General features: G+C 31.4%; 14 protein-coding genes. 12 read left to right on the top strand and 2 right to left on the bottom strand.

Features of this window, described 5'->3' with window-relative positions; translation table 11 throughout:
• Positions 1–177: 177 nt before the first annotated feature.
• Positions 178–477 carry a hypothetical protein gene (locus ACREVX_RS16270; protein WP_431545266.1) on the bottom strand — a complete coding sequence of 100 codons (300 nt, stop codon included), beginning with the start codon at positions 475–477 and terminating at the stop codon, positions 178–180.
• Positions 478–489: 12 nt separating this feature from the next.
• Complete coding sequence (locus ACREVX_RS16265; protein ID WP_431545265.1) at positions 490–1,623, bottom strand: DUF2920 family protein; 1,134 nt, start codon at positions 1,621–1,623, stop codon at positions 490–492.
• Positions 1,624–1,786: 163 nt separating this feature from the next.
• Here ACREVX_RS16265 and ACREVX_RS16260 point away from each other — a divergent pair, with 163 nt between their 5' ends.
• The 12 genes from ACREVX_RS16260 (at position 1,787) to ACREVX_RS16205 (ending at position 13,591) form a co-directional block, all read left to right on the top strand.
• Positions 1,787–2,491, top strand: coding sequence for an acylneuraminate cytidylyltransferase family protein (locus ACREVX_RS16260; RefSeq protein ID WP_431545264.1), 705 nt, complete (start codon positions 1,787–1,789; stop codon positions 2,489–2,491).
• Positions 2,484–3,527 (top strand): N-acetylneuraminate synthase, encoded by a 1,044-nt coding sequence (neuB, locus tag ACREVX_RS16255; RefSeq protein ID WP_431545263.1) that lies wholly within the window; start codon positions 2,484–2,486, stop codon positions 3,525–3,527. The genes ACREVX_RS16260 and neuB overlap by 8 nt, the downstream gene beginning before the upstream one ends.
• Before the next feature lie 51 nt (positions 3,528–3,578).
• Positions 3,579–4,727, top strand: a complete 1,149-nt coding sequence (gene neuC / locus ACREVX_RS16250) for a UDP-N-acetylglucosamine 2-epimerase (protein ID WP_431545262.1) — start codon at positions 3,579–3,581, stop codon at positions 4,725–4,727.
• 27 nt (positions 4,728–4,754) lie between these two features.
• Entirely contained in the window at positions 4,755–5,396 is a 642-nt protein-coding gene (locus ACREVX_RS16245; RefSeq protein WP_431545261.1) for an acetyltransferase, read from the top strand.
• Positions 5,397–5,400: 4 nt separating this feature from the next.
• Positions 5,401–6,393 (top strand): NAD-dependent 4,6-dehydratase LegB, encoded by a 993-nt coding sequence (locus ACREVX_RS16240; protein WP_431545260.1) that lies wholly within the window; start codon positions 5,401–5,403, stop codon positions 6,391–6,393.
• Between the two features lie 36 nt (positions 6,394–6,429).
• Positions 6,430–7,533 carry a LegC family aminotransferase gene (locus ACREVX_RS16235; protein WP_431545259.1) on the top strand — a complete coding sequence of 368 codons (1,104 nt, stop codon included), beginning with the start codon at positions 6,430–6,432 and terminating at the stop codon, positions 7,531–7,533.
• A gap of 106 nt (positions 7,534–7,639) precedes the next feature.
• Entirely contained in the window at positions 7,640–8,413 is a 774-nt protein-coding gene (sigG, locus tag ACREVX_RS16230; protein WP_431545258.1) for an RNA polymerase sporulation sigma factor SigG, read from the top strand.
• Between the two features lie 137 nt (positions 8,414–8,550).
• Complete coding sequence (gene sigK, locus ACREVX_RS16225) at positions 8,551–9,252, top strand: RNA polymerase sporulation sigma factor SigK (protein ID WP_431545257.1); 702 nt, start codon at positions 8,551–8,553, stop codon at positions 9,250–9,252.
• Positions 9,253–9,335: 83 nt separating this feature from the next.
• The gene (locus tag ACREVX_RS16220) at positions 9,336–10,775 is read left to right on the top strand and encodes an APC family permease (RefSeq protein ID WP_431545256.1); all 1,440 of its coding nucleotides are present in this window, start codon (positions 9,336–9,338) and stop codon (positions 10,773–10,775) included.
• Between the two features lie 184 nt (positions 10,776–10,959).
• The gene (locus ACREVX_RS16215) at positions 10,960–12,084 is read left to right on the top strand and encodes an NAD/NADP octopine/nopaline dehydrogenase family protein (protein ID WP_431545255.1); all 1,125 of its coding nucleotides are present in this window, start codon (positions 10,960–10,962) and stop codon (positions 12,082–12,084) included.
• Between the two features lie 32 nt (positions 12,085–12,116).
• Positions 12,117–12,488: a CoA-binding protein gene (locus tag ACREVX_RS16210; protein ID WP_431545254.1), complete on the top strand. Its 372-nt coding sequence runs from the start codon at positions 12,117–12,119 to the stop codon at positions 12,486–12,488.
• A 101-nt stretch (positions 12,489–12,589) separates the two neighbouring features.
• Positions 12,590–13,591: a LacI family DNA-binding transcriptional regulator gene (locus ACREVX_RS16205; protein WP_431545253.1), complete on the top strand. Its 1,002-nt coding sequence runs from the start codon at positions 12,590–12,592 to the stop codon at positions 13,589–13,591.
• Positions 13,592–13,607 lie beyond the last annotated feature (16 nt).

The following is a 13,607-nucleotide window of genomic DNA, read 5'->3' as shown; positions in this document are numbered from 1 at the left end:
TTTCTACAATTACTTTACTTTTTAAATGAATCTTTTTTAACAATTCTAAAGTTGATTCTAGAATTGAAACATATACAATATAGTATATAAATCTGATAGTTTTTTGTTACTGGTCATGCTAAAAATTATTATTATATTTTATAGTAAACTATTAAGTATTTAGTCTACAATCTCTATTTATCCTGGAGAATAAACAGTAATTCTGTAAAAACATCTTGATTTTAATGGAAGAGATATACCATAGCTTCCATCTGGTTGCGAAAAAGTTACTCCTATATTATTTTCTTTAGGAGGATTATATTTCATATTTATTAGCGTAACCTCTAACGCTGCAGATGGTAGTGGTTCTCCTATAGGGTTAAAAACAATTCCTGTTAATAGAAAGTATTTCTCTTTAGAAAAACAAAAATCAAGATCAATAGTTTCATTTTTAGCTAACTCATATCCAGTTAAAAATTTTCTCACTACTGCGCACATGTTTTAACCTCCTCATAAATTATATATATTATCTTTTATTAACTGTGGTAATCCGGAACTATAATCTAATAAAAATCCACCTGGTATTCTAATATTACTATCTATATTTAATTTACTATTTAAGAAAATACTATTACAGTGACTTTTATAGAACTTTTCAAACAATTTTGGAAAATCTGCATCTAAGCCATGAATAGTAGATTTAAAAATCACATTATCAATATCCTTTTTTTTAATTAAGTTAAATATAAGGTTTGGAATATCCTTTACAGCTGCGTATTTATCCTTTGCAGTTATCAAGCTATCATTTTCTCCGTGATAAACTACTATTTTACATTTGTTTTCAACTTTCTCATATAGATTTTTAATTCTCAATCCTTTTAGAGGCGATCTTGCAGTTCTTATTTTATAGTCATATTTAACTACTAATACGGAATTTCCTTTAGTTCTTATTAAATATCTAATATTATTACAATACACCGGGTATATCCAAGCAGAATTATCTAATAGATGTGTGTATAATCCTCTAGACATCATGTTGCATAAATAGCCTAAGTAGCTACCATGAGAGTTTCCCATAATAATTATCTTATTAGTATTAAAATTAAGTTTCTTCCTTTGTAAGTATTTTATGACCTTAATAGTTGCAACAATGTTATCTAAAGCTTGCATTACCCCCATATCATTAAAATTCTCTATGGATTCATGCAAATTGCTATTGACTATAATTTCATTTTTATATTTCAAATCAGTATTTAGAAATTCATTTACATTCAATTTATTATTTGAATAAATTCTTTTAGCGTTCTCATTTGTTGTGCTAATGTTTAATCTTATTAAATCTATGTTTTCTACCGTAATATCTTCTAAACCTGCTTGCATATATTCATATCCAAAATAATCACATTGAATGGTTACGAGATTGTATTTATCAGCGAATTCACTTCGCATTTTTTTGTATACATTTGAATTACATTGTGCACCGTACCCTGCTATTAAAAGTAAAATTCCTGTTTCGTCATTAACTCCTCCGCCAGGAATGCTGTATTTAACATGAAATTTTCTTTTCTTATAATTATTTTGAAAATAGTCATCAACATAAATACTATTGTGACCATAACATATAACTCCATAATTTTTCGCCATAATAATTCTCCTAAAAAAAGTATTTATATTAATATATGATTATTTTAATTTATGGTTCTTTTTAAGCAAAACAAACATTATTTGATGTAACTATTAATATACTTGATAAGGAGAAATTAGTTTTAGAATGATTTTAAATAATACTTATACCAGGGGGATAATTATGTATAAGAATAAAAAGTTTCTTGCTATTATTCCAGCGAGAGCTGGTTCAAAGGGTATACCAAATAAGAATATTATAGATATATGTGGTAAACCACTTATAGCTTATACAATAGACGCGGGAAAGAAATCTAAATATATAGATGAAATAATTGTATCAACTGATAGTGAAATTATAAAGGGCATAGCACAGCAATATGGCGCTAAGGTACCTTTTTTAAGACCAAATGCTTTATCAAATGATAAAGCGAAATCTATAGACGTTGTGATACATGCAATTGAGTATTATAAAAATAAGAATATAACTTTTGATTATATAATATTATTACAGCCCACATCTCCATTAAGAACTTTTAAGAATGTAGATGAAGCTATAGAAAAACTTATAAAAAGCAATGGAGCTTCTTTGGTGAGCGTGTGTAAAACTCAGCAAAACCCTATATTTATGAGAAGTATACAAAATGAGAAATTAAAAGAGGTTATAAGGTTTGAGGCAACAAGTTTTAGACGCCAAGACTTACCTGACTTTTATATATTTAATGGTGCAATATATATAAATTCATATGATATGTTAATACATCAAAAAAAGTTTGTTGATGCAGATACTATGCCTTATATAATGGACAAGAAAAGCTCGGTAGATATTGATACGTTGCTGGATGTCAGACTTGTTGAAGTGATAATGAAGGAGAATATGAATGCTTAATATAGGAAATAAGGTTATAGGTGACGGAAATCCGGTTTTTATTATAGCAGAGGCTGGGGTTAATCATAATGGTGACATAAGCATAGCAAAAAAAATGGTAGATAAAGCTGCATTTGCAGGAGTTGATGCTATAAAATTTCAAACTTTCAAAACTGAAAAACTAGTTACGCAGTATGCAGATATGGCTGAATATCAAAAGTGTAACACAGGTAAGGTTGATTCGCAGTTTAATATGTTAAAGGAACTAGAGCTTTCTTATGAAAATTTTATAGAAATACAAGAGTATTGTAAATATAAGAAAATCATGTTTTTATCTACACCTTTTGATTTTGAAAGTGTGGACTTCTTATGGTCAATAGGCATGGAGGCTTTTAAAATTAGCTCTGGGGATTTAACTAATATTCCTTTTTTAAAGCATATAGCAAAATATGATAAACCAATAATTTTATCTTCTGGAATGGCAAGCCTTTCGGAAATTGAAGAAGCAATAAATGTAATTAATTACTTAGACAATAAAGATGTAGCAGTACTTCACTGTACATCAAATTATCCAGCTAAATTGGAAAACGTTAATTTAAATGCTATTAATACCATAAAAAACGCTTTTAAAATTGTAGCGGGATACTCTGATCATACTAAAGAAATAACTATATCTATAGCTGCAACTGTGCTAGGAGCAAATATAATTGAAAAACATTTTACACTTGATAAGTGTATGAATGGACCAGACCATAAAGCATCGCTTAATCCTATTGAACTAAAAAACATGGTTATAGCTATAAGGAATGTAGAAATGGCCCTTGGAAATGGAATTAAAAGGCATACCGCTAGTGAAGTAGATACTATGAAGGCAGCAAGAAAAAGTATAGTAGCATCTAGATATATAAAACAAGGAGAATGTATAAAAATAATAGACTTAGATTATAAAAGACCAGGAACAGGACTCTCACCTAAATTTTACAATTATATTATTGGTAAAAAAACTAAAAGGGACATAAAGATGGATGAACAAATATCCTTCAATATGGTGGAGTAAAAAAATAATCTAAACAAGTTCACGATATTACAGAATAGGAGATTATTAAATATGAAAAGAAAAATAGCAGTATTAACAGGGACAAGAGCAGATTATGGAATATTTTATCATGTTCTTAAAGAAATTGAAAAGCATGATGCTTTAGTCCTTAAGCTTATTGTCTGTGGAATGCATTTATGTCCTCAGTACGGTATGACTATAAACGAAATAGAAAAAGATGGGTTTGAAATAGCAGATAAGTTTGAAACTATATTATCTTCTGATACAGGCGTATCTATGGCTAAATCTATAGGGCTTTCAATTATAAGTATGTCTGAATGCTTTGATAGAATAAAACCAGATCTTTTATTAATACTAGGGGACAGGGCAGAGATGCTAGCGGCAGCAACTACAGCTATTTATATGAATATACCAGTTGCCCATATCCATGGAGGAGAAGTGAGTGGAACAGTAGATGAATCTGTAAGACACGCTATAACTAAACTTTCTCATATACACTTTCCTGCTAATGAGGATAGTAAGCAAAGAATCCTTAAATTAGGGGAGAAGGAAAAAAATATTTTTGTAGTAGGATCGCCAGGTCTTGATAATATAAAAAAAACACAATATATATCAAGAGAAGAAATTCTTAATAGGTTTAATTTAGAGGACGATAAGATATTTTTACTAACGCAACATCCAGTAGCTACAGAGAGAGACATGGTGGAATGGCAAATTAGGGAGACACTTGATGCAGTTGTAGAGTTAGGATATCAAACTATAGTTTCATATCCTAACAGTGACAATGGAGGAAGGAAAATTATAAGCGTTATTGAAGAATATAGGGCTAAATATCCAATTCTAAAGATATTTAAAAACTTAAGTCAAGTAGAGTATCTAAGCGTTTTAGCTATAGCAGATGTAATGATAGGAAATTCGTCTTCAGGCATAATTGAGGCACCTAGCTTTAAGTTGCCTGTAGTAAACATAGGTTCAAGGCAGGATGGGAGACTAAGAGCCTGCAATGTAATAGACGTACCTTATGGAAAAGAATCTGTTATAAGAGGTATTAAACAGGCATTATACGATGAAAGGTTTAGAAAACAATTAAAAAATTGTACAAATCCTTATGGTGATGGGAACGCAAGTTGCAAAATATCGCAAATTATAAGTGAGGTAAAGCTAGATAGAGAGCTTATACAAAAGAGAATCACTTATTAATTTAGAAGGTAAAGGCGAGGTGTTATTATGGAGAAAATCGTACTTGTAGGCGGCGGTGGACATTGCAAGGTTATTATAGATATTATAAAAAGTGTTGGCAAATATGACATTATCGGCATAACAGATAAGTCTTATGTTAAAGAAAAATTTGTATTAGATATTCCTATAATAGGTGATGATAGTATCCTAAAAAAATTATATTATGAGGGTGTGAAAAATGCCTTTGTATGTGTTGGTGCACTTGGCGATATGAGGCTTAGAGATAAAATATTTAATGAATTAAAGTCTATAGGTTTTAATATACCAGTGCTTATACATAAGGATGCAATAGTTTCATCTTATGCGTGTATTGCCTTTGGAACTTGTGTAATGCCTGGAGCCATAATTAATCCAGGCACTTGTATAGAAGAAAATTGCATAGTAAACACTGGTGCGGTAATCGAACATGATTGTAAGTTACAAAGGAATACCCATATTTCACCAAGGGTTTGTATAGCTGGAGGGGTGAGTGTAGGGCATGACACACATGTAGGTATGGGAAGTTCTATAATTCAATCTTTGCATATAGGAAATAATGTGATTATAGGGGCAGGAGCTGTGGTTATAAAAAATATAGTAGATAATGTAGTCGCTGTGGGAGTTCCATCAAAAATTATAAAGTGTAGGTGATATTGTGAATTTGCAAGGGAAAAAAGTTTTAATTACGGGTGCGGAAGGCTTCATAGGAAGTCATTTAACAGAAAAATTAATGAAACTTGGAGCAGATGTTACAGCTCTAGTTCAATATAATTCATTTAATAACTGGGGATGGATTGATACTTTTGATAAGAATATTAAAGAAAATATTAAAGTCGTTACTGGAGACATAAGGGAATACGATGGAATGAAAAGAATCATAAAAGGGCAAGAAGTGGTGTTTCATCTTGCGGCACTCATTGCAATTCCATATTCTTATTTATCACCTATGGCATATGTAAAAACAAATGTGGAAGGTACTACTAATGTTCTTGAAGCTTGTAGAGAATACGGTGTAGAAAAGATCGTACATACATCGACGTCTGAAACTTATGGCAGTGCACTTTATGTACCAATTGATGAAAAACATCCAATGCAAGGTCAATCTCCATACTCGGCATCAAAAATAGGAGCAGATAAGATGGCAGAAAGTTACTATAAAAGCTTTGATATGCCTATCGCTATTATAAGACCGTTTAATACTTATGGACCAAGGCAATCGGCAAGAGCTATAATTCCCACTATAATATCTCAGATATTAGCAGGTAAAACAGAAATTAAGCTTGGAAGTTTAACTCCAACTAGAGACTTTAGCTTTGTTAAGGACACGGCGCAGGCGTTTATAAAAGTAGCAGAAAGCACAAAAACCATTGGTGAAGTTATAAATGTTGGTTCAAACTATGAAATAACAATAGAGGATACAGTTAGAAAAATTATAAGAATCATAGGTAAGGATGTAAAAATTCTTTGTGATGATGAAAGAATAAGGCCGAAAAATAGTGAAGTTAATAGATTATGGGCTGATAATACTAAAATAAAACAATTAACTGGTTGGCAGCCTAATTATAATATAGATAAAGGTCTTGAAGCAACCATCGAATGGATAAAAAATAATATGTTGTATTTTAAAACAGACATATACAATGTTTAATAAAAAAACAATATTTTATAAGCGGAGGATTTTATTATGATACCTTTATGTGTACCAGAAATTAGAGGCAATGAATTGAAATATATTAAAGATTGTATAGATACTAATTGGGTATCATCAGTAGGAAGTTATGTTAATTTATTTGAAGAAAAATTTAGTGAATATGTAGGTAGCAATAGTGCTGTAGTTACAATGAATGGTACAGCAGCGCTTCAGTTAGCATTATTAACCTTGGGGGTAGGTGAAGGGGATGAAGTTATAGTTCCGTCGTTAACATTTATATCTCCAATTAATACTATAAAATATGTAGGGGCAATTCCTGTATTTGTAGATGTGTGTAGAGATACCTTTGTTATGGATGCGCAAAAGATAGAAGAAGTAATAACATCTAAAACAAAAGCTATAATGCCGGTACATATTTATGGCCATCCTGTAGATATGAAAAGTATAATGGAAATAGCACTAAAACATAATTTATATGTTATAGAAGATGCCACAGAGGCACTAGGATCTACTTGTAATGGTAAAATGACAGGCACTATAGGTGACATAGGTTGCTTTAGCTTTAATGGAAATAAAATTATAACTACGGGATCAGGCGGAATGCTTGTAACTAACAATTTACAATATGGAGATAGGGCAAAATTTTTATCTACTCAAGCAAAAGTAGTTGCTGAAAACAAAGCTTTCTATCATCCAGAGGTGGGTTATAACTTTAGAATGCCAAATCTTTTAGCTGCATTTGGAGTAGCCCAACTTGAAAATATTAAAGATTATTTAAGAATTAAAAGGGAAAATGCAATATATTATAATGAACTATTAAGTGAAATTAAAGGAATTACGTTACCTATAGAAAGAGAAAATATAGAAAACTGTTTCTGGCTATATTCAATCCTAATTGAAGATGAGTATGGTATAACAAGGGACGTGCTCATGCAAAAATTAAATGAAGAAAAAATAGAGGCGCGACCATTTTTTATGCCTATACATTCTATGCCTCCATATAAGAATTGTAAGCATGGTGATTTAAGGGTTACGGCTGATATTTACGCACGAGGAATAAATCTGCCAAGTTCTGTGGGACTTAGAAAACAGGACATTGAAAAAATCTGTGAAATAATAAAAAAAACAAAGAAATAACTTATAATAAAATAAAAAAATATTATAAGGTTGTCTCTAGTATAATTAATAAATTATAAGGAGATAATTTTAAGGTAGTTATTACTCTGAAGGGAATGATGACCTTATGATGTTTAATAAAGTAGAAGTAAGTGGTGTAAATACTTCAAAATTACCTAAATTAAAAGAAAAAGAAATGAGAGAGTTATTATATAGAATACAAAATGGTGAACCGCAGTGTCGTGAAGAATTTATTAATGCAAACTTAAGATTGGTTTTAAGCGTGATAAAGCGATTTAATAGTCGAGGAGAAAATGTAGATGATTTATTTCAAGTAGGTTGTATTGGTTTAATGAAGTCCGTTGATAATTTTAACTTAAGTTTAAATGTTAGGTTTTCAACATATGCAGTTCCTATGATTATTGGAGAAATAAGAAGGTACTTAAGAGACAATAACTCTATAAGAGTTAGTAGGTCACTTCGGGATATTGCATATAGGGCGTTACAAGTTAGAGATAGAATGGTGAATGAGAATAATAAAGAGCCTTCTGTGACTGAAATAGCAAAAGAACTAGAACTTCCTCGTGAGAATGTGGTATTTGCTTTAGATGCTTTGCAAGAACCTGTATCTTTATTTCAACCGATTTACCATGATGGTGGAGATGAAGTTTATGTAATGGATCAAATAAGAGATACTAAAAATTTAGATGATAGTTGGATTGAAAATATATCAATTAAAGAAGGAATGGGAAAATTAAAAGATAGGGAAAAGCTAATCTTGAATTTGAGGTTTTTCGATGGGAAAACTCAAATGGAAGTGGCTGATGAAATAGGTATATCCCAAGCACAGGTATCCAGAGTTGAAAAAAATGCATTAAAACATATGAAAAAATATGTATAGGGTCCTCTTGTAGGACCTTTTTTCATTTATTATTTACCAGAATGTTGTTAAAAATAATAAAGCAGATTAAATATTATGTACATGAAAACAAATAACAAATCATATTATATTAAGAAACTTTATTAGGGGGGGCACCTGTGCTACTCATAAATTCTTTATTAAATTTAATTGAAAATGTTACAATTTTAACAGCCTATATAACCGGTAGTAATTCATTCCCACAACCATTAAATGAAGAAGAAGAAAAATCTTATTTGGAAAAATTTAAAGAAGGTGATTTACTAGCTAAGGGGATACTCGTGGAACGAAATTTAAGACTAGTTGCACATATAGTAAAAAAATATACCTATCCAGGAAAGGATGTAGAGGATCTTATATCTATTGGAACCGTTGGATTAATTAAGGGTATTGATTCCTTTGATGTAGGTAAGGGAGTGAGGCTTGCTACCTATGTTTCAAGATGTATAGAAAATGATATACTCATGCTTATTAGGAGTAATAAGAAAATAAAAGAGGAAATGTACCTTCAGGACACTATTGGCACTGATAAAGAGGGAAAAGAGATATCGCTTATTGATGTATTATGTAGTAAGGAAGATCCTATTATAGATGTAGTCGAGCGTAAAATACAAATTAAGCAGCTTTATACTAAGATAAATATAGACTTGAAGGATAGAGAAAAAACAGTAATTCAAATGCGCTATGGATTACTGGATGGTAATCCTCAGACTCAAAGTGAAATTGCATTAATTTTAGGGATTTCTAGATCATATGTTTCACGGATTGAAAAAAAGGGATTAAAGAAGCTTAATAAAGCTATGAATAATAGCGAAAAATAGCATTTTAAAGGAATATGAATACATTTGTAGAAATATAACTAACAATACTAATTATTTTAAAGGAAGAACTAGGGGGAAAGTGAATGAAACACAAAAGACAAAGTTTAAATAAGGTGTTAGGTAGATTTGACGTATTAGCCATGGCATTTGGAACTATGATAGGTTGGGGTTGGGTAATGCTTGTTGGTAATTGGGTGTCAGAAGCCGGTGTAGTCGGTGCTATATCAGCATTTCTTATTGGTGCAGTAATGTGCATTTTTGTTGGACTGACTTACGCAGAATTAACACCTGCATTGCCACTGGCTGGTGGAGAGATGGTTTTTGCTTATCGAGGACTTAATTATTTTTGGTCGTGGGTAACATCATGGGCCATAGGATTTGCATATGTTGGAGTTGCAGCTATGGAAGGAATTTCCATGTCTACAGCGATAGATTATATATTTCATATACCCAAGATGGGACTACTATGGACTATAGCTGGATATGATGTATATTTATCATGGGCAATCATTGGAATTGCAGGTGCAATAGTGATTACCACATTAAACTACTTTGGAACAAAGAATTCTGCTATTTTTCAAGTTATGGGTACCGTAGGATTAGTACTAGTGGGTCTTTTATTCTTGTTTGGTGGAGTTGCATTTGGTAGTACAGAGTATGCAGTACCTTTATTTACAAGTGGATCTGGTTTAGTTGCTGTTTTGCTTATGGCACCGTCTATGTATGTGGGATTTGATGTTATTCCTCAAACAGCTGAGGAGATGAATATACCACTCAAACAGATTGCTAATGTTTTAATTATTTCAATTTTAATGGCAGCCGCTTGGTACATATTAATGATTGTTGGTATTTCTATATCGGCACCCGCGGAAATAAGGCAAGCAGGTGGAGTTCCGGTGGCAGATGCTATGGCATTTTCTTTTAATTCACCTATATTTGGGAAAATTTTAATTGGTGGTGCATTGTGTGGTATTCTTACGAGTTGGAATGGTTTTATTATGGGAGCGACAAGGGTGCTATTTGCAATGGGTAGAGCAAAAATGATTCCAGCGGTTTTTGCAAAACTACATCCAAAGTATAATTCGCCAACGGGAGCTATTCTTCTTGTTGGTTTAATAAGTTGTTTATCTCCGCTACTAGGAAAGAACGCGTTAGTTTGGTTTGTTGATGCCAGTGCGTTTGGAACGGTAGTAGCTTATCTACTTGTGTCAATATCATTTATTAGCCTAAGGAAAAAGGAGCCAAATCTAGAACGACCATTTAAAGTTTCCAGTGGGAAATTTGTTGGATACGGCGCGGTAATTATTTCGCTAGTTTTTATTAGTTTATATTTACCTATTGGACCAGGATCGTTGGTGTGGCCATATGAATGGGGAATTGTTTTTGCATGGATGATTATAGGCATTGTATTGGCTATTTGGGCAAAGAGATCCTATGGTAATATTAGTAAGGCTGAAAGGGAGTTCCTTATATTTGGTAAACATTATGCTAGAAAAGAGATTGTCTTTAAGAAAGAGAGTTAGGGAAAGAGAAATTATCTAAAATACATATTGCATTTAGTATTGTTCTAAATTATAGATTAGGATGAAGAATGCTATGTAAAATAGAGTTAAACCAAGCTATTTAGACATATATATTTACCCTGGGGTTAAATGGCCTTATATGATATAATGATAGTAAATATGATTATATGAAGGGGGATGCAATATGAATGTATGTATTTTAGGTGGCGGGAATATAGGTACACTTATAATTGGAGATATCGGCGCGAAAGAGGATGTTTCTGTACGATTGTTGACCTCCAAACCAGATGAATGGAACAACATTATTGAGGTTTTTGATAAGGATGGTATATTTAAATATTCAGGAACGCTGGATGTTGTATCAAGTAATCCAGAGGAAGTAATTAGTGATGCGGATATTATTATATCCACACTTCCTGCAAATGTTTTAAGTGAAGTAATTCGAAAGATTAAGCATTTTATAAAAGCTGGGGCATGGATTGGCATGATGCCAGGTAATGGTGGTGGCGAATTTTATTGCCAGGAACTTGTTGAAAATGGATGTACTGTGTTTGGATTTCAGAGGGTTCATGGTATTTGTAGATTAAAGGAGTACGGAAAATCTGTATTTGATTTGGATAAGAAAAAAGAACTTTACATAGGAGCGGTGCCAGCCTGCATAACATCAGAAGTATGCAAAGTAATGGAGCATTTATTTAGTGTGAAGTGCAATCCACTAGAGAATTATCTTCAGGTTACTCTTACACCAGCTAATCCAATTCTTCATACTGCAAGAATCTATGAAATTTTCCGAAATTATAAAAATGGGATTTATTGGGAAAAGATGGTTAATTTTTATAGCGAGTGGACGGATGAGTCTTCGACAATGCTACTTGGTAGTGATGATGAGGTTCAAAAATTATGCGGTAAATTAGATAAAATCGAGCTTTCGGGTGTTGGTTCTGTAAAAGAATATTTTGGTGCACAAACACCAGAGCAGATGACTGCCGAAATCAGCAGTAGAATTGCGCTTAAGAATATCCAATCTCCAATGATATTAACAGAAAAGGGTTATGTTCCAGACTTTATGTCAAGATATTTTTTGGAAGACTTTTCAGGTGGGTTATGCATTATTAAGAGCTTTTGCGAAATAGCGGAACTTAAAACTCCGTTTATTGATAAAATTCTTATGTGGTTTGAGGACTTTGCTAGGGTTGAATATTATGTGGATGGCAGATTTATAGGAAAAGATTTAAACAGACTTGCGCTACCACAAAATTATGGAATAAATTCACAAGAAGATATGATTAAATATTATAGGATGTCATAAATAAATTTAATAAATATTAGGAGAGGATAATATTGAAGGCTAATGAATTTTTACAATATAAAAACTGGGTTGTGGTAGGGGATGTATTAAATCGTTTTAAGTATGCTTATAAGATATTGAGTTCATTAAGAGAAGCTGATTTTAATGTAGTGGGGTTAAACCCTTCTGTTAAAAATGAAGAGGCATATAAGAGTCTAGCTGATATACCATACAAGATAGATATTTTAAATTTATGCATTAATCCAATTAAAGGTATCAAAATACTTCAGGATGCTCATAAGCTTAAAATTGATAAAGTACTTATTCAACCGGGAGCTGAAAGCTCTGAGATACTTGATTTTTGTAGACAAAATGGAATTGAGGCAATAGAGGGATGTACATTGGTAGAATTAAGGAAAAGGTAAAATGTAATAAAAAACAATTTAGTAAACTAGTTTACTAAATTGTTTTTTTGTGTTAGTATAAGAATATAGAAAAATAAGAATATAGAAATATGAGGTTATACATGGAATATAATGGAAAGATTACAATTACAGAAATTGCACGTTTGGCAGATACTTCTAAAACAACTGTTTCTTTTTATTTAAATGGTAAAACGGAAAAAATGTCAGAAAAAACAAGAAAAAGAATTGAAGAAGTGATTAAAGAAACAAATTACAAACCTAGTATTGCGGCTAGAAGTTTAAATTCAAAAAGTTCTAAACTCTTAGGGATAATGATTGGAGATATTACTAATACATTTTCAAATCAAATTGTTAAAGGAATTGAAGATGTAGCAAGTAAAAAAGGTTATCAACTTATTGTGGCTAATAGTAACTATAATTATGATAGAGAAGAAAACATCATAGAGAGAATGTTAGCTATGGGCGTTGATGGTTTTATTGTTCAACCTACAATTCAATTTAAGGAAATTTTAAAAAAAACAAAAAAACCAATGGTTTTTTTTGATAGTAATGTTTATGATTATAAAACAAAATGGGTAAAAACAAATAACTATGATGCTACGTATGAAGCAACTACTGCTTGTATAAATAAAGGTTATAAAAAATTCATTCTAATTACGGCCGATCCAAGTTTATTAAGCACTCGAATTGAAAGAACTTCTGGTTTTATTGATGCTTTATTAGATCGTGATTTAGGTTATGAAAAATTAATTGTTGAAGATAATGATGAAAAAAATCCTAAGAAGATACTGAAGTTTCTTGTTAAACATATTAATGAAAAAGAAAAGGAATTAATTTTTGTTCCTAACTGTTGGGCTTTATCAATGGTATTTATAGCATTAAAAGATTATTATCATTTAATGCCTAATTTAGGTCTTATGGGATTTGATAATACTGAGTGGACTAATTTTGCGTCCCCTAGCATAACAACTATTGTGCAACCTGCTTTTAAGGAAGGGCAACAAGCGGCAAGTATTTTAATTGATCAAATTGAATGTAAAAATGAAGAAAATGGTCAACAGGTGTTAGAGTGTATTGTAAATTGGAATGAGTCTATATTATAAAATATGAATGGTACAT

The organism is Clostridium sp. (assembly GCF_050717545.1).
Classification (GTDB): domain Bacteria; phylum Bacillota; class Clostridia; order Clostridiales; family Clostridiaceae; genus Clostridium_AD.
This window is presented reverse-complemented; position numbering and strand designations above follow the sequence as displayed.

Excerpts from the sequence above, each read along its gene's own strand:
- ACREVX_RS16245 (WP_431545261.1), top strand. The coding sequence starts at position 4,755 with ATGGAGAAAATCGTACTTGTAGGCGGCGGTGGACATTGCAAGGTTATT.
- ACREVX_RS16270 (WP_431545266.1), bottom strand. The coding sequence starts at position 477 with ATGTGCGCAGTAGTGAGAAAATTTTTAACTGGATATGAGTTAGCTAAA.
- ACREVX_RS16260 (WP_431545264.1), top strand. The coding sequence starts at position 1,787 with ATGTATAAGAATAAAAAGTTTCTTGCTATTATTCCAGCGAGAGCTGGT.
- ACREVX_RS16220 (WP_431545256.1), top strand. The coding sequence starts at position 9,336 with ATGAAACACAAAAGACAAAGTTTAAATAAGGTGTTAGGTAGATTTGAC.
- ACREVX_RS16265 (WP_431545265.1), bottom strand. The coding sequence starts at position 1,623 with ATGGCGAAAAATTATGGAGTTATATGTTATGGTCACAATAGTATTTAT.
- neuC (WP_431545262.1), top strand. The coding sequence starts at position 3,579 with ATGAAAAGAAAAATAGCAGTATTAACAGGGACAAGAGCAGATTATGGA.
- sigG (WP_431545258.1), top strand. The coding sequence starts at position 7,640 with ATGATGTTTAATAAAGTAGAAGTAAGTGGTGTAAATACTTCAAAATTA.
- ACREVX_RS16215 (WP_431545255.1), top strand. The coding sequence starts at position 10,960 with ATGAATGTATGTATTTTAGGTGGCGGGAATATAGGTACACTTATAATT.
- ACREVX_RS16235 (WP_431545259.1), top strand. The coding sequence starts at position 6,430 with ATGATACCTTTATGTGTACCAGAAATTAGAGGCAATGAATTGAAATAT.
- neuB (WP_431545263.1), top strand. The coding sequence starts at position 2,484 with ATGCTTAATATAGGAAATAAGGTTATAGGTGACGGAAATCCGGTTTTT.
- ACREVX_RS16205 (WP_431545253.1), top strand. The coding sequence starts at position 12,590 with ATGGAATATAATGGAAAGATTACAATTACAGAAATTGCACGTTTGGCA.